17 protein-coding genes are annotated in these 18,855 nt (G+C 67.0%); 11 read left to right on the plus strand and 6 right to left on the minus strand.

Going from position 1 to position 18,855, the window contains the following annotated elements; genetic code table 11:
• The first annotated feature begins 32 nt into the window (after positions 1–32).
• From VGC77_RS11250 to VGC77_RS11280, 7 genes are read left to right on the plus strand one after another with little or no spacing between them, the layout of a single operon-like run.
• Entirely contained in the window at positions 33–1,484 is a 1,452-nt protein-coding gene (locus VGC77_RS11250; RefSeq protein WP_331171651.1) for an NAD-dependent succinate-semialdehyde dehydrogenase, read from the plus strand.
• Positions 1,485–1,535: 51 nt separating this feature from the next.
• A complete protein-coding gene (locus tag VGC77_RS11255; RefSeq protein ID WP_331171652.1) occupies positions 1,536–2,834 on the plus strand; it encodes an ArgE/DapE family deacylase in 1,299 nt (432 codons plus the stop codon).
• 41 nt (positions 2,835–2,875) lie between these two features.
• Complete coding sequence (locus tag VGC77_RS11260; protein WP_331171653.1) at positions 2,876–4,429, plus strand: acetolactate synthase large subunit; 1,554 nt, start codon at positions 2,876–2,878, stop codon at positions 4,427–4,429.
• Between the two features lie 42 nt (positions 4,430–4,471).
• Positions 4,472–6,061, plus strand: a complete 1,590-nt coding sequence (locus VGC77_RS11265; RefSeq protein ID WP_331171654.1) for an ABC transporter substrate-binding protein — start codon at positions 4,472–4,474, stop codon at positions 6,059–6,061.
• Positions 6,058–7,080, plus strand: a complete 1,023-nt coding sequence (locus VGC77_RS11270) for an ABC transporter permease (protein ID WP_414709646.1) — start codon at positions 6,058–6,060, stop codon at positions 7,078–7,080. Before VGC77_RS11265 ends, VGC77_RS11270 begins: the two co-directional genes overlap by 4 nt.
• A gap of 13 nt (positions 7,081–7,093) precedes the next feature.
• Positions 7,094–7,933 (plus strand): ABC transporter permease, encoded by an 840-nt coding sequence (locus VGC77_RS11275; protein ID WP_331171655.1) that lies wholly within the window; start codon positions 7,094–7,096, stop codon positions 7,931–7,933.
• Entirely contained in the window at positions 7,930–9,585 is a 1,656-nt protein-coding gene (locus VGC77_RS11280) for an ABC transporter ATP-binding protein (RefSeq protein ID WP_331171656.1), read from the plus strand. Before VGC77_RS11275 ends, VGC77_RS11280 begins: the two co-directional genes overlap by 4 nt.
• 9 nt (positions 9,586–9,594) lie before the next feature.
• Here the strand turns inward: VGC77_RS11280 and VGC77_RS11285 are convergent, their stop codons facing one another.
• Together VGC77_RS11285 and VGC77_RS11290 are read right to left on the minus strand one after the other, a co-directional pair.
• On the minus strand, positions 9,595–9,906 hold the full coding sequence (locus VGC77_RS11285) for a hypothetical protein (protein ID WP_331171657.1): 312 nt from the start codon (positions 9,904–9,906) through the stop codon (positions 9,595–9,597).
• A 186-nt stretch (positions 9,907–10,092) separates the two neighbouring features.
• On the minus strand, positions 10,093–10,746 hold the full coding sequence (locus VGC77_RS11290; protein ID WP_331171658.1) for a TetR/AcrR family transcriptional regulator: 654 nt from the start codon (positions 10,744–10,746) through the stop codon (positions 10,093–10,095).
• 236 nt (positions 10,747–10,982) lie between these two features.
• Here VGC77_RS11290 and VGC77_RS11295 point away from each other — a divergent pair, with 236 nt between their 5' ends.
• On the plus strand, positions 10,983–12,221 hold the full coding sequence (locus tag VGC77_RS11295; RefSeq protein ID WP_331171659.1) for an acyl-CoA dehydrogenase family protein: 1,239 nt from the start codon (positions 10,983–10,985) through the stop codon (positions 12,219–12,221).
• A 12-nt stretch (positions 12,222–12,233) separates the two neighbouring features.
• Positions 12,234–13,295 carry a phosphotransferase family protein gene (locus VGC77_RS11300; protein WP_331171660.1) on the plus strand — a complete coding sequence of 354 codons (1,062 nt, stop codon included), beginning with the start codon at positions 12,234–12,236 and terminating at the stop codon, positions 13,293–13,295.
• 298 nt (positions 13,296–13,593) lie between these two features.
• Here the strand turns inward: VGC77_RS11300 and VGC77_RS11305 are convergent, their stop codons facing one another.
• The gene (locus tag VGC77_RS11305; protein WP_331171661.1) at positions 13,594–14,379 is read right to left on the minus strand and encodes an SDR family oxidoreductase; all 786 of its coding nucleotides are present in this window, start codon (positions 14,377–14,379) and stop codon (positions 13,594–13,596) included.
• A 184-nt stretch (positions 14,380–14,563) separates the two neighbouring features.
• Between VGC77_RS11305 and VGC77_RS11310 the strand changes: the two genes are divergently transcribed.
• Both VGC77_RS11310 and VGC77_RS11315 read left to right on the plus strand, forming a co-directional pair.
• Positions 14,564–15,301 carry a histidine phosphatase family protein gene (locus tag VGC77_RS11310; RefSeq protein WP_331171682.1) on the plus strand — a complete coding sequence of 246 codons (738 nt, stop codon included), beginning with the start codon at positions 14,564–14,566 and terminating at the stop codon, positions 15,299–15,301.
• A 67-nt stretch (positions 15,302–15,368) separates the two neighbouring features.
• On the plus strand, positions 15,369–16,136 hold the full coding sequence (locus tag VGC77_RS11315; protein WP_331171662.1) for an SDR family oxidoreductase: 768 nt from the start codon (positions 15,369–15,371) through the stop codon (positions 16,134–16,136).
• On the opposite strand, the gene VGC77_RS11320 is transcribed toward VGC77_RS11315, so the two are convergent.
• Genes VGC77_RS11320 through VGC77_RS11330 form a run of 3 tightly spaced genes read right to left on the minus strand, consistent with a single transcriptional unit; the run spans position 16,133 to position 18,740 of the window.
• The gene (locus tag VGC77_RS11320; RefSeq protein ID WP_331171663.1) at positions 16,133–16,939 is read right to left on the minus strand and encodes an ABC transporter ATP-binding protein; all 807 of its coding nucleotides are present in this window, start codon (positions 16,937–16,939) and stop codon (positions 16,133–16,135) included. The genes VGC77_RS11315 and VGC77_RS11320 overlap by 4 nt on opposite strands.
• Positions 16,921–17,649 (minus strand): ABC transporter permease, encoded by a 729-nt coding sequence (locus VGC77_RS11325; RefSeq protein ID WP_331171664.1) that lies wholly within the window; start codon positions 17,647–17,649, stop codon positions 16,921–16,923. Before VGC77_RS11325 ends, VGC77_RS11320 begins: the two co-directional genes overlap by 19 nt.
• A gap of 47 nt (positions 17,650–17,696) precedes the next feature.
• Positions 17,697–18,740 carry an ABC transporter substrate-binding protein gene (locus VGC77_RS11330; RefSeq protein ID WP_331171665.1) on the minus strand — a complete coding sequence of 348 codons (1,044 nt, stop codon included), beginning with the start codon at positions 18,738–18,740 and terminating at the stop codon, positions 17,697–17,699.
• Between the last annotated feature and the right edge of the window lie 115 nt (positions 18,741–18,855).

Raw genomic sequence — 18,855 nt, forward strand, 5'->3', positions numbered from 1 at the left:
AAAAGAAGCGCCACACCACGGGAATGATCGAGATGCTGAAGCCGAGTGATCCGGGCCTGTTGGCCGAACGCTGCCTGATCGGCGGGCAATGGCGCGGTGAGCCGGTCGATGCCGTGTTCAACCCGGCCACCGGCGAATGCATCGGCGCGGTGCCGCGGTTCGGCGCCGACGAAGCCGAGGAAGCGGTGCATGCGGCGGGCGTTGCGTTCCGGCAATGGTCGAAGCTGCTCGCCAAGCAGCGCGCCACGCTGCTGCGCGCCTGGTTCGATCAAATCATCGCGCATCGCGACGAGCTGGCGCGGCTACTGACTGCGGAGCAGGGCAAGCCACTGGCGGAAGCCTTCGGCGAGATCGACTACGCGGCGTCGTTCGTCGAGTTCTACGCCGAGGAGGCGCGCCGCATCTATGGCGAGACCATCCCGTCGCATCGCGCCGATGCCCGCACGCTGGTGATCCGCCAGCCGGTCGGCGTCGTCGCCGCGATCACGCCGTGGAATTTTCCCGCCGCGATGATCACCCGCAAGGTCGCCCCGGCGCTGGCCGCCGGTTGCACCGTGGTGGTCAAGCCGGCACCGGAGACGCCGTTCACCGCGCTGGCGCTCGGCGTGCTGGCGCAGCGCGCCGGGATTCCGGCCGGTGTGATCAACGTCATCACCGGCGACGCGCCGGCGATCGGCAAGGTACTGACCGAACATCCCTTGGTGCGCGCGATCAGCTTCACCGGCTCGACCGCGGTCGGCAAGATTTTGATGCGTCAGGCCGCGTCGACGGTGAAGCGGGTCGGGCTCGAACTCGGCGGCAACGCGCCGTTCATCGTGTTCGACGATGCCGACCTCGACGCCGCGGTCGAAGGCGTCATGGCGTCGAAGTTTCGCAACATGGGGCAAACCTGTGTCTGCGCCAACCGCATCTATGCGCAGGACGGCATCCACGACGCCTTCGTGCGCAAGCTCACCGATAAGGTCGCAGCATTGAAGGTCGGCAACGGCGTCGATGCCGGGGTGACGCAAGGCCCGCTGATCACCATGCAGGCGGTCGACAAGGTCGAGCGCCACATCGCTGATGCCACCGCGAAGGGCGCCAAGCTGGTGCTCGGCGGCAAGCGCCATGCGCTCGGTCGCACCTTCTTCGAGCCGACTGTGCTGTCGGGCGTCACCACCGAGATGCTGATCACTGATGAGGAAACCTTCGGCCCGGTGGCGCCGGTGTATCGCTTCAGCGACGAGGCCGACGTGATCGCCAAGGCCAACGCCTCGCCGTTCGGTCTGGCGGCGTATTTCTATGCCCGCGATCTCGGCCGGGTGTTCCGGGTCGCCGAGGCGCTGGAGGCTGGCATGGTCGGGGTCAACTCGGCGCTGCTCGGCGCCGATGTGGTGCCGTTCGGCGGCGTCAAGCAATCCGGGCTCGGCCGCGAAGGCTCGCGCCACGGCATCGAGGAATATGTCGACATCAAATACATCATGCTTGGCGGGCTCGACGGTTGAGCTGAGCGATCCCACAGGCGCGACAATTTTCAGATCCCAGGAGGCGGACACGTGGCGACAGAGACACTGACGAAACCGGATCAGCTCACCGAGCAACTTCGCGCCGCCGTGGATCGCAATTTCGACGATCAGCTCGGCTTCCTGGCGCGCATGGTGCAGTTTCGCAGCCTGCGCGGCGAGGAGACCCCGCAGCAGGATTGGCTGGCGCAGCAATTCGCCGGCCGCGGCTACGGCGTCGATACATTCAGCCTCGCCGATGTCGATCTGGCAAGCCATCCCAAGGCGGCGCCGCTCGACGGCATCGATCCCGCCGGCTCCAAGCAGGTGGTCGCGACCTATGACAGCCAGGGCAAGGGACGCAGCCTGATCCTGCAGGGCCACATCGACGTGGTGCCGGAAGGCCCCACCGATCTGTGGACCGACCAGCCCTATGCCGGCGTGGTGCGCGACGGCTGGATGATCGGCCGGGGCGCGCTCGACATGAAGGCCGGCGTGTCGGCGATGATCTTCGCGCTCGATGCGATCCGCGGCGCCGGCTACGCGCCGGATGCGCGGGTGCATCTGCAGACCGTGACCGAGGAGGAAAGCACCGGCAACGGCGCGCTCGCCACCTTGCTGCGCGGCTATCGCGCCGACGCCTGCCTGATCCCGGAGCCGACCGGGCACACCCTGACCCGCGCCCAGGTCGGCACCATCTGGTTCCGGCTGCGGGTGCGCGGCACCCCGGTGCATGTGGCCTATTCCGAGACCGGCACCAGCGCCATTCTGTCGGCGACGCATCTGATCCGCGCGTTCCAGGACTACACCAAGACCATCAACGCCAAGGCGGCGCGCGATCCCTGGTTCGGCCAGGTGAAGAACCCGATCAAGTTCAACGTCGGCATCATCAAGGGCGGCGACTGGCCGAGCTCCACCGCGGCGTGGTGCGAGCTGGATTGCCGGCTCGGGTTGTTGACCGACGAGACGCCGCAGCAGGCGATGCGCGGCATCGAACAGTGCCTGGCGGAAGCGCAAGCCGCCGACAGCTTCCTCTCCGAGAATCCGGCCGAGCTGATCTGGAGCGGCTTTCAGGCCGATCCGGCGGTATGCGAGCCGGGCGGCGTCGCGGAAGCGGTGCTCACCGCTGCGCATCAGGCGGCGTTTCAGGCGCCGCTCGACGTGCGGCTGTCCACCGCCGTCAACGACACCCGCTACTACTGCGTCGACTACGGCATTCCGGCCTTGTGTTACGGCCCCTATGGCATGGCCCCGCACGGCTTCGACGAGCGGGTCGATCTGGAAAGTCTGCGCAAGACCACGCTGAGCATCGCGCTGTTCGTCGCCGAATGGTGCGGGGTGAAGAAGCTGTGAGCAACCGCACCTCGACTCCCGCAGGCGCTGCCACCCGAACCATGACCGGGGCGGATCGGTTGTGCGACGCGCTGCTCGCCCACGAGGTCGACGTTTGTTTCGCCAATCCCGGCACCTCGGAAATGCATTTCGTCGCGGCGCTGGATCGCCAGCCGCGCATGAAGTGCATCCTCGGCCTGTTCGAAGGCGTGGTGACCGGCGCCGCCGACGGCTATGCGCGGATGCGCGATCGCCCGGCGGTGACGCTGCTGCATCTCGGCCCCGGGCTCGCCAACGGTCTCGCCAACATCCACAACGCGCGGCGCGCCAATTCGCCGATGATCAACATCGTCGGCGATCACGCGGTCGAGCATCTGCCGCTGGATTCGCCGTTGACCAGCGACATCGACTCGCTGGCGCGGCCGATGTCGCGCTGGGTGCGTCGCATCGCCGATCCGGTGCAGATCGACCGCGACGTCGCCGAGGCCTGGTCGCAGAGCCTGACGCCCGGCATTTCCACGCTGATCCTGCCCGCCGACATGGCGTGGAACGAGCATCGCTACACCGCGACGCTGGCGCGCGGCCAGCGCCCGCAACGCGAGCCGCTCAACCCCGACACCATCACTCGGATCGGCGCGGCGTTGCGCGCCAAGCGCAAGGTGGCGCTGCTGCTCACCGGCGCTGCGCTGCGCGACGCGCCGTTGAAGCTCGCCGCGCGGATCTGCAACGTCACCGGCGCGCAGATGTTCGCGCAGGGCGCCAACGGCCGGATCGAGCGCGGCCGCGGTCGCACCCCGATCGCCAAACTGCAACTCACCCACGAGGTCGGCGGCCGGATGCTGTGCGACGTCGAGATGCTGGTGCTGATCGGCAGCCAGGAGCCGGTGTCGTTCTTTGCCTATCCGAACCAGCCGGGCCGGCTGGCGCAGCCGGCTTGCGAGATCGTGCAATTGGCACGCGCCGATCAAGATCTCGTTCAGGCGCTGCAATGGCTGGCCGACGAAGCGAAGGCGCCGGCCGCGCCGTTGGTCTTTGCCGGACCGTTGCCCGCCGCGGCGGCGCCGAGCGCCGCCGGCGATGCCCTGACCGTGGCCGCGGTGAACCGGCTGGTCGCAACAAGGCTGCCCGAACAGGCGATCGTCTGCGACGAGGCTTTGACCTCGTCGGGCTTCTTCGACCTGTCCTATGAGTCCGAGCCGCACGACTATCTGCAGATCACCGGCGGGGCGATCGGCATCGGCATTCCGATGGCGGCGGGCGCCGCGGTGGCGTGTCCGAGCCGCAAGGTGATCAATCTGCAGGCCGACGGCAGCGGTATGTACACGGTGCAAGGGCTGTGGACCCACGCCCGCGAGAATCTCGACGTGCTGACCATCGTGTTTTCCAACCGCTCCTACGCCACGCTGTGGGGCGAGATGCACAAGGTCGGCGCGCAGGCCCCGGGCCGCAACGCCGAGCGCATGCTGCGGCTCGACCAGCCAGACCTCGACTGGGCCAAGCTCGCCGAGGGCATGGGCGTCGAGGCCAGCCGCGCCAGCACCGTGACAGAGTTTTCGAAGGCGCTCGACACCGCGCTCGGCCGCCGCGGCCCCTGCCTGATCGAGGCCATCGTTTGATGAACCAGCATCCCGATTTCAATTGCACAAGCGAGGAACGCCATGAACAGACGTGAATTTGCCAAACTCGGTCTTGCCGCGGGCATGCTCAGCATCGGTGGTTTTCCGATCGGCGTGAGCCGCGCGGCGGGGCAGACCCGCGGCGGCACGCTCAACACCATCATCCAGCCGGAGCCGCCGATCCTGGTCACCGCGCTCAATCAGCAGCAGCCGACGCTGACGCTCGGCGGCAAGATCTATGAAAGCCTGTTGCGCTACGATTTCGATCTCAAGCCGCTGCCCGGGCTGGCGCAATCCTGGGAGGTGTCGCCGGACCGGCTGACCTACACCTTCAAGCTGTTTCCCAACATCACCTTCCACGACGGTACGCCGCTGACCTCCGAGGACGTGGTGTTCTCGGTGATGAAGGTTCTGATCGAGAACCACTCCCGCGCCCGCTCCACCTTCTCGCGGATCGACAAGGCCGAGGCGCCTGACCCGCTCACCGTGGTGTTCAAGCTGAAGGCGCCGTTCTCGCCGTTCCTCACCGCCTTCGACTGCACCACCGCGCCGATCGTGCCGAAGCACATTTATGAAGGCAGCGACTTCCGCAAGAATCCGGCCAACGCCCAGGCGATCGGCTGCGGCCCGTTCAAGCTCAAGGAATGGGTGCGCGGCTCGCACGTTCACCTCGTCAGGCACGAGGGCTATTATCGCCCCGGCGAGCCCTATCTCGACGAGATCATCTATCGCGTGATCCCGGACTCCGCCTCGCGCTCGGTGGCGCTGGAGCAGGGCACCGTGCAGCTGACGCAATGGGGCGACGTGGAATCCTTCGAGGTGCCGCGGCTGACCAAACTGCCGAATCTGGCGATGACCACCAAGGGCTATGAATTCTTCGCGCCGCACCAGTGGCTGGAATTCAACAACCGCATCGCGCCGATGGACGACAAGCGGTTCCGCCAGGCGGTGATGTACGCGATCGATCGCAAGGCGCTGCTCAATCGGGTGTATTTCGGTCTCGGCAAGATCGCCACCGGGCCGGTGTCGTCGAAGACGAAATTCTACGAGAAGGACGTCAAGCAGTACGACTACTCGCTCGACAAGGCCAAAGCGCTGCTCGACGAGATGGGGCTGAAGCCCGGCGCCGACGGCAAGCGTGTCAGCATTCCGTATCTGGTGCCGCCTTACGGCGAATCCCATCAGCGCACCGCGGAGTTCATTCGCCAGTCGCTGGCGCGCGTCGGCGTCGACCTGCAGCTGCAGGGCATCGATCTCGCCGGCTGGGCCGACAAGTACAGCAACTGGGATTTCTCGATGACCGCGACCGTGGTCTATCAGTTCGGCGATCCGGCGCTCGGCGTGGCGCGGACCTACGTCTCCTCCAACATCCACAAGGGCATCCTGTTCTCCAACACCGCGGGCTATTCCAATCCGGAGGTCGATCGATTGTTCGAGGAAGCCGCCGTGGCGGGCGACGACGCCAAGCGCCAGCAATGCTACAGCGCGGCGCAGAAGCTGATCGTCGAGGACGCCCCGGTGGCCTGGCTTTTGGAGATGGATTATCCGAACTTCATGGATAAGCGGCTGCAGAACGTGATCACCACAGCGATCGGCGTGCACGACACCTTCGGCACGGTCTCGTTCGCATGAGCGTGATGGCGCTGGATACCAAGGCGGGCCGCGGCGTCGCCGTGGCCCTGGCGGTCCTAGGCTGGCTGGCGCGGTTCGTCGCGGTGGTGCTGGTGATCGCGACTTTCAACTTTGTTCTGGTGCACGCCGCCCCCGGCGATCCGGCCCAGGTGATCGCCGGCCAGAGTGGCTCGGCGGACGCCAAATTGCTCGCCCAGCTGCGCGCCGAATACGGCCTCGACAAGCCTTATCCGGTGCAGCTCGCCACCTATCTGAAACGCATCGTCACCCTGGATCTCGGCTATTCCTATCGCCAGCAGCGCAGCGTGCTGTCGCTGCTCGGCGAACGGCTGCCGGCGACCTTGCTGCTGACCTGCACGGCGTTCTTTCTGGCGCTCGCCGCCGGCGTGCTGCTCGGCACGCTGGCGGGAATGCGCGCCGGCAAATGGAGCGACACCGTGCTGACCATCGTGTCGCTGCTGCTCTACGCCATGCCGGTGTTCTGGCTCGGGCTGATGCTGGTGCTGCTGTTCTCGGTCAAGCTGGATTGGCTGCCGGCGTTCGGCTATGTCACGATCGGCGTGGAGATGACGGCGTTCGAGCGGCTGCGCGACATCGCTTCGCATCTGGTGTTGCCGGCGGTCTCGCTGGCGGCGGTGCATATGGCGATTTATGCCCGGCTGATGCGCTCCTCGGTGATCGAGCTCGCGCATCAGGATTTCATCAAGACCGCGCGCGCCAAGGGCTTGAAGCAAGGGCGCATCGTCGCCCGTCACATCCTGCGCAACGCCATCCTGCCGGTGGTCACGGTGGCCGGCATGCAGGCCGGCGCGCTGGTCGGCGGCGCGGTGGTGATCGAGACGGTGTTCGCCTGGCCGGGGCTCGGCCGGCTGACCTACGACGCGGTGTTGCAGCGCGACTATCCGGTGATGCTCGGCATCTTCCTGATGATGTCGGTGATCGTCATCCTGCTCAACCTGGTGACCGACGCGATCTACCGGCTGGTCGATCCGCGGGTTTCGCTGCGTGCGGCCTCATGAGCGGAGTTTGATCATGGATACGCTCAAGACCTTCCTGCGCCACCCGACCGGCGTGATCGGCCTGGTGATCCTGCTCGCGGTGATCGTGCTCGCCGCGGTCGCGCCGGCGCTGTTTCCCGACGATCCCTGGGAGATGGTCGGCGCGCCGTTCCAGCCGCCGCTCAGCGAGGGGCTGTGGCTCGGCTCCGACATGCTCGGCCGCGACGTCGCCGCCGGCATTGCCCATGGCGCGCGGGTGTCGCTCAGCATCGGCGTCGCCTCGACGCTCGCCGCATTGTTCATCGGCGTGGTGGTCGGCGCCATCGCCGGCTATTTCGGCGGCAAGGTCGACGACCTGATGATGCGCGTCACCGAACTGTTCCAGACCATCCCGGGTTTCATCCTGGCGATCCTGCTGGTGGCGACGCTGGGGCCGACGCTGAGCAATGTGATCATCGCGATCGGCGCGGTGAGTTGGCCGCCCTTGGCGCGATTGACGCGGGCGGAATTCCTGCGGCTGCGCGGCCGCGAATTCGTCCAGGCGGCGGTGTGCCAGGGCCAGCCGCCGATGGTGGTGGTGCTGCGCCACATCCTGCCCAACGCGATCTCGCCGATCATCGTCACCGGCTCGCTGACCATCGCCACCGCGATCCTGATTGAAAGCGCACTGAGCTTCCTCGGGCTCGGCGATCCCAACCTGATGTCCTGGGGCTTCATGATCGGCGCCTCGCGCACCGTGATGCGCCAGGCCTGGTGGATGAGCGTGTTTCCCGGCATCGCCATCCTGCTCACCGTGCTCGCGATCAATCTGGTCGGCGAGGGACTGAACGACACGCTCAACCCGCGCATCTCCAGAAGGGGCCGAACCGTATGACCGACGATGTCCTGCTGTCGATCGAGAATCTGTCGGTGGCGCTGCCGCAGGGCGGCGACCGCGGCTTCGCGGTCGAGGAGGTGTCGCTGAGCGTGCGCCGCAACGAGATCGTCTGCCTGGTCGGCGAATCCGGCTCCGGCAAGTCGATCACCGCGCATGCCGTGCTGCGGCTGTTGCCGGACAATCTCGCCGTCGCCGCCGGCGCGATCCGGTTTCAGGGCGCCGATCTCGCCGCCGCCGACGAGGCCAGCATGCGGGGGCTGCGCGGCGGTCCGATCTCGATGATCTTCCAGGAGCCGCTCAGCGCGCTCAATCCGCTGGCGCGGGTCGGCGACCAGATCGCCGAAGCGATCCTCACCCACGCCCGGCCGCGGCCGAGCAAGACGGCGCTCGACGCAAGGGTGCTGGAACTGGTCGCCGCGGTCGGCCTGCCGGACCCCGCGAGCTTGGTGCGCAGCTATCCGTTCCAGCTCTCCGGCGGCCAGCGTCAGCGCATCATGATCGCGATGGCGATGTCGAACAATCCGGCGCTCTTGCTCGCCGACGAGCCGACCACCGCGCTGGACGTCACCACCCAGAAGCAGATCCTGCTGCTGATCCGCAAATTGCAGGCCGAGCGCGGCATGGGCGTGTTGTTCATCACCCACGATTTCGGCGTGGTCGCCGATATCGCCGACCGCGTCGTGGTGATGCGCGGCGGCCGCGTGGTCGAGCAGGGCAGCGTCGACGAGGTGTTGCACGCGCCGAAGGACGACTACACCAAGGCGCTGATCGCGGCGGTGCCGGGCTCGCGGCCGGCCTCCAGCCTCGATCGCGGGATCCGCGGCGATCCGTTGCTCGACGCGCAGGGCCTGAACAAGACCTTCGTCACCGGGCAGGGGCTGTTTCGGCCGGATCGCCGGGTGGCGGCGGTGCAGGACGTGGCGCTGACGTTGCGGCCGCGCGAGACCGTGGCGGTGGTCGGCGAATCCGGCTCCGGCAAGTCGACGCTGGGCCGCATCATCATGCGGCTGATCGAGCCGGACACCGGCGCGATCGATTTCGACGGCACCGATTTCCTCGAGCTGCGCGGCGTGCAACTGCGCTCGATGCGCCGCAAGGTGCAGATCGTGTTTCAGGACCCCTACGCCGCGCTCGATCCGCGGCAGAAGGTCGGCGACGCCATCGCCCGGGGGCCGATGGCTTACGGCGTGCCGGCCGCCGAGGCGATCGCCGATGCCAAGCGGCTGTTGGCAAGGGTCGGGCTCAAGGACAGCGCCGCGGAGCGCTATCCGCACGAATTCTCCGGCGGCCAGCGGCAACGCATCTGCATCGCCCGGGCGTTGGCGCTGAAGCCCTTGGTGCTGGTGGCGGACGAAGCGGTGTCGGCGCTCGACGTCTCGGTGCAGGCGCAGATCCTGGCGCTGCTCGCCGAATTACGCGAGGAAATGAATCTGGCGATGCTGTTCATCACCCATGATCTGCGGGTCGCCGCCGAGATCGCCGATCGCATCGTGGTGATGCGGCGCGGCGCGATCGTCGAGCAGGGCGAGACCCGCTCGGTGTTCAGCACGCCGCAGCACGCCTATACCCGCGCTCTGCTCGACGCGATTCCGGGGCGCAGCCTGTTCGCCGGTCCGCAGGCCGCACCCGCCGGCGTCATGCGGGCCTGATCGCGGCGGCTATTTGGAATCGGGGTCCGCGGCTGTGGCTGCGCCGTCCGCCGGCGCCGCCGCGCCGCGTTGGCAATCCATCGAGAACACCAATTCGCCGCGCGCGGTGCGGCCGATCGGCTGACACGGCGCGAAGCGATCGCTGACGTCGGCGGCGACTGGCGCGAGGCTGGGCGCCGTCGACGCCGCGGCGGTCGTCGGCGCGGTCGATGTCGAGGACGCGATCAGGCTGCCGAGGTTGCGGTACAGAAATAGCGCGGTGAAACCGATCGCGCCGACCACGATCATCACCCGCAAAAACCACTTGGAAAATTCGTGCATCGTCCCACTCCCAACCGGCGCCGCAGCCAGCCACGCGGTGTGTGACGCAGTTAGCCGCCGCCGGCGGCGCTCTGCAATACGGCTTCAGCCTAACCCACCAGCCGAACCGGCGGCAGATGTCCCGCCGTGGGCTTGCTGAAGCCGGCAATCGCGCTTCGCCGCAACAAGCCGGCCCGATGGTGCGGTTCAGGCCGGGCGGTGACGCCGCGCCGGCTTGTCCGCCTTCGCCGCCAGTGCCAGCGCCGCGACGGCGACCACGCGGTCGATCACGCCGTCGACGTCGTTGAGATCGCAGCGGCCGTCCGACAGCTTCTGCAATCGCTCGCTGTCGCGGATGGTGTGGTGCGCCATCGCGAGCGCAAAATGCAGCCCCCAGAAAATCTCCACCTCGGGCAGCGCCGGCAGCGCGCGGCGCAGCGCCGCGGCGAATTTGCGCAAGTGATCGACCTCGCGGTTCTTGATGGCGCGGATCGGCGCGATCGCCTCGATCGAGGCGCGGATCATGAAGCGCGCGGCGTCGGAGCGCTGCTGATCGGGGCCGAGACAGCCGCGCAAGGTCGGGCCGACCAGCGCCCGCAGCACCTCTTCGATCGGTGCGCGGCCGCCGCCGGCCGCTTCCGCGGCCTTCAATTCATTGAGCCGCTCGCGGTTGGTGGCAAGCGAGCGGCTGACGAACAATTCGGTGATCAATTCGTCTTTGGAGCCGAAATGATAGTTCACCGCGGCGAGGTTGACGCCGGCTTCGGCGACGATGTCGCGCAGCGTCACCTCGGAAAAGCCGCGCGCGGCATAGAGCCGCTCGGCCGCTGTGAGGATCGCGCTGCGGGTATCGGTCGACATCCTAAGCCAAAGTGTGAGGGGTGGGATCTTGCAATTCAAACGCTTGTATGAAACAATCGTTTGAACGAGGGGAGTTGTCAATGCGCGCCGTTGCGCCTGACGCGCTTCCCGTCAGAAATTCCGTCCGGCGGCCGCCGCAACGGCCTGCGCATCGCGCAAAATGGCCTTGCGGCGGGGGCGCGACGGCGAGACAGTGCCGCGCAAAGAAGTGCTGCAAAAACCTGAGGAACGCTTCCATGGATTTCAACCTGTCTGACCGCCAGCGCGAATGGCTCGATCGCGTCAACGCCTTCATGGACGCGCATGTGCGGCCGGCGGTGCCGATCTACAGGGAGCAGGACGAGGCCGGCGAGCGCTGGAAGGTGATCCCGATCCTCGAAGACCTGAAGAAGAAGGCCAAGGCCGAAGGGCTGTGGAATATGTTCATGCCGCCGTCGTCGCATGAGGATGACGAGTTCCGCGGCGCCGGCCTCAGCAATCTGGAATACGCGCTGCTCGCCGAGCAGATGGGCCGCATCGGCTTTGCCTCGGAAGTGTTCAACTGCTCGGCGCCGGACACCGGCAACATGGAAGTGCTGATGCGCTACGGCAGCAAGGAGCACAAGCGCAAATGGCTTCGACCGTTGATGGACGGCGAGATCCGTTCCGCCTTCCTGATGACCGAACCCGCGGTGGCCTCGTCAGATGCCACCAACATCGAGACCCGGATCGAGCGCGACGGCGACGACTATGTCATCAACGGCCGCAAATGGTGGTCGTCCGGCGTCGGCGATCCGCGCTGCGCGGTGCTGATCGTGATGGGCAAGACCGATCCCGGCGCGGCGCGGCATCAGCAGCAATCGCAGATTCTGGTGCCGCGCGACGCCAAGGGCATCACGGTGGAAAAGATGCTGCCGGTGTTCGGCTTCGACGACGCGCCGCACGGCCACGGCCAGGTGCTGCTCGACAACGTCCGCGTCCCGGCCAGCAACATCCTGCTCGGCGAGGGCAGGGGCTTTGAAATCGCGCAAGGAAGGCTCGGCCCCGGCCGCATCCATCACTGCATGCGCACCATCGGCAAGGCCGAGGAGGCGCTGGAGAAGATGGTGAAGCGATTGTCGTCGCGCACCGCGTTCGGCAAGAAAATCATCGAATATTCGATCTGGGAGCAACGCATCGCCGAGGCGCGCACCGACATCGAGATGAACCGGCTGTTGTGCCTGAAGGCCGCCGACATGATGGACAAGGTCGGCAACAAGACCGCGCAGCTCGAGATCGCGATGATCAAGGTCGCGGCGCCGAACATGGCGCTGCGCATCATCGACAACGCGATCCAGGCGTTCGGCGGCGCCGGCGTCTCCGACGACGCCGGTCTCGCCAAGGACTACGCGCATATGCGCACCATGCGTCTCGCCGACGGCCCGGACGAGGTGCACAACCGCGCCATCGCGCGGCTCGAATTGCGCAAATACGCCAACGCGCCGGCCAAGCACTGAAGCGGGGACAACGTGAGCGAAGCCGTGCGCAGGGACGAGGAGTTTTCCGGCACCAAGCCGGTCGAGGAGCGTCACAAGATTGACGAAGCAAGCCTCGACCGTTGGATGCAGCACAATGTCGTGGGCTATGCTGGGCCTTTGACCGTGCTGCAGTTCAAGGGCGGCCAGTCCAACCCGACCTATCGGCTGGATACGCCGGCGCGCGCTTATGTGATGCGCAGGAAGCCGTTCGGCAAATTGCTGCCGTCGGCGCATGCGGTCGATCGCGAGTTCAAGGTGATCGCAGCACTCGGCGCGAAGGGCTTTCCGGTCGCCAAGGCTTACGCGCTGTGCACCGACGACGCGGTGATCGGGGCTGCGTTCTACGTCATGTCGATGGAGCAGGGCCGGATCTTCTGGGATTCGACGCTGCCGCAATTGCCGCGCGAGGCGCGCCGCGCGATCTACACCGCCAAGATCGAGACGCTGGCGAAACTGCACAGCTACGATCCGGAGACAATCGGGCTCGGCGACTTCGGCAAGCCCGGCAATTACTTCGCCCGTCAGGTCGATCGCTGGACCAAGCAGTACCGCGCCTCGGAGACCCAGAGCATTCCGGAGATGGACCGGCTGATCGACTGGCTGCCGCGCAGCGTGCCGCAGCAGGCCGGAATCTGCGTGGTGCATGGCGACTATCGCATCGACAACATGGTGTTTCACGCCACCGAGCCCAAGGTGCAGGCGGTGCTGGATTGGGAGCTGTCCACGCTCGGCGATCCGATGGCGGATTTCACGTACCTCTTGATGCAATGGACTATGCCCGGCCTTGCCGAGGTGGATTTCGCCGGGCTCAACATCCCGACCATGGACGAGGCCGCCGAGATCTACTGCCGCGCCAGCGGCCGCCCCGAGGTGCCAGATCTCAACTGGTACTACGCTTACAATCTGTTTCGCCTCGCCGGCATCACCCAGGGCATCGCCGGGCGTATCCGCGACGGCACCGCCGCCTCGGCCAAGGCGATGGAAACCGCCGCGCGCACCGTGCCGCTGTCGCAGGCGGCGTGGAGCTACGCGCAGAAGGCCGGGGCGGGATAGGGCGTCGCGTTGAACCCATTCTGTTCAACGGCGCCACGCCGGCCAGGTCGTCGCGATCGAGCGAAGCGTCTCCACGCGTCGTCCCTGCGCAGGCAGGGACCTATCACCCCTGGCGTTCGCGATCAGCAATGTCCCTGGCCATCGCGCAAAAAGAGATTCCGCGCCGTATGGGTCCCTGCATGCGCAGGGACGACCCGTTGAAATGCGGAGGCCACTTCGCGGCCGAGGTGCGAGCGGCACGCTCCCCTGAAGCCATCGCCCAGCGACCGCCGCGGAACATCACGCGACGAGGCGCCCTTCATATCGGCTTGCCGACATAAGGCATCGACGCGGTTAGGCCGCCGTCGACCGGGATCGCCTGGCCGTTGACGTAGGACGCCTCGTCGCTGGCCAGGAACAGCCCCATCGCCGCCAGCTCGTGCGGCTGTCCGGCGCGCTTCAACGGATTGATCTGGCCGATCTTGTGTGCGGTGCCGCGTTCGCGCGCGTTGTCGAACACCTGCTGGGTCATCCCGGTCTCGATCAGCCCCGGACACACCGCGTTGATCCGGACTCCGGTGCCGGACAGCGAATAGGCGGTGGTCTGCACCAGGCTGATTACCCCGGCTTTTGAGGCCGCGTAAGGGTGGCCGGAAGCGCCGGCCTTCAGCCCGGCGACCGAGGCGGTCAGCACGATGGCGCCGCGCTCCTGCGCGATCATGTGCGGGATCGCGTGCTTGATCGCCAGGAACGGTCCGATCAGATTGATCCGCAGCACTTCCTGCCAGTGTTCGACGGTCTGCTCCTCGAGCGGCACCAGGCCGCCGCTGACCCCGGCATTGGCCCAGATCGCGTCGAGCCGGCCATGCTCGGCCACCGCCTGGGCGATGAAGGCTTTGACGTCGTGCTCGGAGCCGGCATCGCCGACCACCGCCTCGGCGTGGCCGCCTTGCCGGCGCACTAGCTCGACGGTGTCGTGCACCGCTTCCGAGCGATCCACCGCGATCAGTCTGGCGCCTTCTTTGGTGAACAGTAGCGCCGCAGCGCGGCCGATGCCGCTGCCGGCGCCGGTGATGATGACGGATTTGCCTTCGAGGCGGCCCATGCGTATCTCCCAGTTTGTGCGCGCGCGGCGTCTGCCGCATCACGGAATTCCGATCGGCTGGTTGTCCAGCCAAGACGGTGGTTCGACCACAAGTCACTTGAGGCCATCTGCGCACTGACGTACAGCGACTTGCAAGTCCGGTGAAGCCGGTCTTTTGCAGCAGATCGTCGGAAGGGGTATGGCGATGTCCAATGCCGATCAGCCGCTCGCAGCACAGCCCGCCGTCCCACCCGGCGTGGTGGCGACGCGGTGGTGGTGGGTGCGCCACGCCCCGGTGCGCGAGGACAATGGCTGCATCTACGGCCAGACCGACATCGGCTGCGACTGCAGCGACGGCTACGTGTTCAGCGCGGTCGGCAAGATCCTGCCGCGCCACGCGGCGTGGTTTTCCAGTCATCTGAAGCGCACGCATCAGACCGCGGCGGCGCTGTTCGCCGCCGGCTATCCCGAGCCGGCGACCATCGCGCAGGAGCCGGCGCTGGCCGAGCAGCATTTGGGCGAGTGGCAGGGGCTGAACCGCGCGGCGTTCTTCGCCTCGCGGCCGATCGCGGTCGGCAGCTACTGGTTCGCGCCGATCGATGATCCGGCGCCGGGCGGCGAGAGCTTCATGGACCTTTACACCCGGGTGCGCGGCGCGATCGAGCGCATCAATGTCAGTCACGCCGGGCAGGACGTCATCGCGGTGGCGCATGGCGGCACCATCAAGGCGGCGATTGGGCTGGCGCTCGGCGATCAGCCGGAACGCGGGCTCGCCTTCACCATCGACAATTGCTCGGTGACGCGGCTCGATCATCTGGAAAGCGACGGCCATTCCGGCTGGCGGATTCCGATGCTCAATCAGCAGCCCTGGATCGCCGACGCCGCGCACGCCGCGATGCATCAGCCGGACGGGCCGGAACTGGCGCCGGGCAAGCTGGCATAAGCCGGCCCGTCGCCCGCCGCACCTCGTCAACAACCGGCGCAACCGCCGGATCATCTGGGAGAGATTTATGAGTTTGTTCGATCTGTCGGGAAAAGTCGCGGTGATCACCGGCTCGTCGCGCGGCATCGGCCGCGCCATCGCCGAGCGGATGGCCGAGCACGGCGCCAATGTGGTGATCTCGTCGCGCAAGCAGCAGGCCTGCGACGAGGCCGCGCACGCCATCAACGACAAGCTAGGCAGCCGCGTGGCGTTGCCGGTGGCCGCCAACATCTCGACCAAGGACGATCTGAAGCATCTCGTCGAGGAGACCAACCGGGTGTTCGGGCCGATCGACACGCTGGTGTGCAACGCCGCGTCGAATCCGTATTACGGGCCGCAGGCGGAGATTTCCGACGATCAGTTCCGCAAGATCCTTGACAACAACATCGTCGCCAATCACTGGCTGATCAGCCTGGTGGCGCCGCAGATGATCGAACGCCGCGACGGTTCGATCACCATCGTGTCCTCGATCGGCGGGCTGAAGGGCTCTACCGTGATCGGTGCCTATTGCATCTCCAAGGCCGCCGACATGCAGCTCGCGCGCAATCTGGCCTGCGAATACGGCCCGCACAATGTCCGTGTCAACTGCATCGCGCCGGGCCTGATCAAGACCGATTTCGCCAAGGCGCTGTGGGACAATCCGGACACGCTGAAGGCATCCACCGCACGCTCGCCGTTGCTGCGGATCGGCGAGCCCGACGAGATCGCCGGCGCCGCGGTGTTTCTGGCCTCGGCGGCCGGCACCTTCATGACCGGGCAGACTCTGGTGATCGACGGCGGCGCGACGATCAGCTAATCCACCTGCCGCTGTTGCCGCAGCATTTTGACGATGGCCTGCTTGATCCGGCCGAATTCCGGTTCGGCGAGCAGCGCCTCGTAGTTGCGCGGTCGCGGGAACGGCACCGAGATCTCCAGCGCGACGCGGCCGGGCCGCCGGCTCATCACAGCGATGCGGTCGGCGAGGAACAGCGATTCCTCGATGTCGTGGGTGACGAACAGCACGGTGGAGCCGGTGCGGTCGCGCGCCGACAGCAATAGCTCCTGCATGTCGAGCCGGGTCTGCGCGTCGAGCGCGCCGAACGGCTCGTCCATCAGCAACAGCCGCGGCTGTGAGATCCAGGCCCGCGCGATCGCCACCCGCTGCCGCATGCCGCCGGAGAGTTCGTAGGGCGCGTGGCGTTCGAAGCCGGCAAGCCCCATCACCTCGATCAGTTGCCGCGCGCGCGGCCGGTAGTCCCGCGCCGGGATGCCGGCGAGTCGCGGCGCGAAGGTGATGTTGCCCTGCACCGACAGCCAGGGAAACAGCAGCGCGTCCTGAAACACGATGCCGCGATCCGGCCCCGGTCGGCCGACCGGCGCGCCGCCGATCGCCACATGGCCGGCGCTCGGCCGTTCGAAGCCGGCGAGCAGGTCGAGCACGGTCGATTTGCCGCAGCCGCTTGGCCCCAGCAGGCAGACGAACTCGCCCTCGGCGACCGCGAGCGAGAAATCGTCGAGCGCCTGCGTGGCGCGCCCGCTGCGGCGGTCGTCGAACCGCTTGCCGACGGCGTTGAGTTCGATCAGCGGCGCGGGCATCGGCGTCAGGCGTGTCCGGCCCACGGCGTGGTCCAGCGCTGCAGCGCGATCAGCACCAGGTCGAGCGCGTAGCCGGTGGCGCCGAGCAGCACGATGCCGAGCATCACGATGTCGGTGCGCAGATAGGCGCTGGCATTGACCACCATCCAGCCGATTCCGGCGTCGGAGGCGATCATCTCGGCGGCGATCAGCGTGGTCCAGCCGATGCCGAGCGACAGCCGGATGGTGACGAACAGTTCCGGCAGCATCTGCGGCAGCATCACGTAGCGGAACAGCTGAAAGCCGTGGGCGCCGAGCGCCTGGCCGGCGCGCAGTTGCTGGCGCCGCACGTTGCCGACCGCCGCGGCGGCGCCGACCACGATGCTGAGCAGGGCCGAGATGAAGATCAGCAGCACCTTGGAGAATTCGCCGATCCCGAACCACAGGATCACCAGCGGGATCAGCGCCAGCTTCGGCAAGGGGCGCAGGAACTGCACGAACGGATCGATCAGCGCGCCGAGCATCGGCGCCATCCCCATGCCGATGCCGAGCGGTATCCCGATCGCCACCGCGGCGACGAAGGCGCCGACCGCGCGCCCGAGGCTGAGCGCCAGATGTTGCCACAGCGGCGTCTGCCGATAGCCGTCGCGCACGAGGCCAATCGCGGTCGATAGGATCTCCGAGGGCGGCGGCAGCAGCAGGGCGTCGACCCAATGACCGCGGCCGGCCGCTTCCCACAGCAGCGTCACCGCCACGACCGAGCCTGCGCTGATCGCGGCCTGTCGTGTCGACCCGCTCAGCGTCAAGCCGGGAAGGCTTTGCGTAGCAGGGCGTAATTGACCAGCGGCACGAAGGATTCCGGGATGCTGTCCGGCTTCAATTCGCCGGTGTCGGCGAGGAATTTGGCGGCGTCGCCGAGCGCCTTGATCAGCGGCGCATCCTTGGCGGTTGCGGCATCGCCCCAATATTTCGGACCGAGCTGTTCCTGGAACGACGGATAGCGCAGCCCCGCCAGCGTATCGCGCACCGCTTCGAACGGTGCGCCATAGTTCTGCGCCAGGATGCGCGCGACCGCGTCGGGATCGGCCTTGTAGCGCTCGATCTGCGCCTGCACGGCGTGCAGCCAGGCTACCACCGTGTCCGGATAGGCGTCGGCGAATTCGGCCCGCACCACCGCCGAATTCCACACGAACACGCCGTCCTGCTGCAACTGCTCCGACACCAGCAATTGATGGCCGCCGTCGGCGAGCAATTCGCCCCAGAACGGGCCGTTGATGTAAGTGGCGTCAATGTCGCCGCGCTTCCAGGCCGCGATCGTATCGGGCTGGGTCAGCGGCAGACGCTTGATCTTGCCGCCGTCGAGCTTGTTGATGCGGATCGCGGCTTCCAGCGCGAACGCCATGGTCGAGGAGGGCGCCACCGCGATGCGCTTGCCCTCGAGGTCCTTCAGCGTAGCGATGCCCGGCTTGGCGATCAGCCGTTCGCTGGTGGCGACGATTTCCGGCGAGCCGAGAAGCTGGATCGGCAGCTTGCGGGCGATGCCGGCGACGATCGGGGTGTTGCCGAAGATCGCGAAATCGATCTGCTTGGCGGCGAGCAGCGTCAGCGCCGGCCCGCCGGCCGGGAACGACACCCATTCGACCTTGGTGCCGAGCGCCTTCTCGAAGCTGCCGTCGAAGCGACCCACGGTCCAGGCCCGCGCCGCAGTCAGCACGCCGATCCGCACCACCTCGGGCTTCGGCGTCGACTGCGCCGGTGCGGATCGTCCGGCAAGAGCGGCGGCGACGCCGCCGGCACCGAGGGCCAGGAATCTGCGGCGAGCGATATCGGATTGCGACCCGGTCATGAACTACCTGCCAAAGCATGCCCCCGCGCGGGAGCGGGACGTCAGAACAATGGCGCGAATTATTTGGCAGGACGTCGCGCAAGTCGATAGATGGATATATCAAAGGCGCGCGCAA

The sequence above is a fragment of the Rhodopseudomonas sp. genome (assembly GCF_036404135.1).
GTDB lineage: Bacteria > Pseudomonadota > Alphaproteobacteria > Rhizobiales > Xanthobacteraceae > Rhodopseudomonas_A.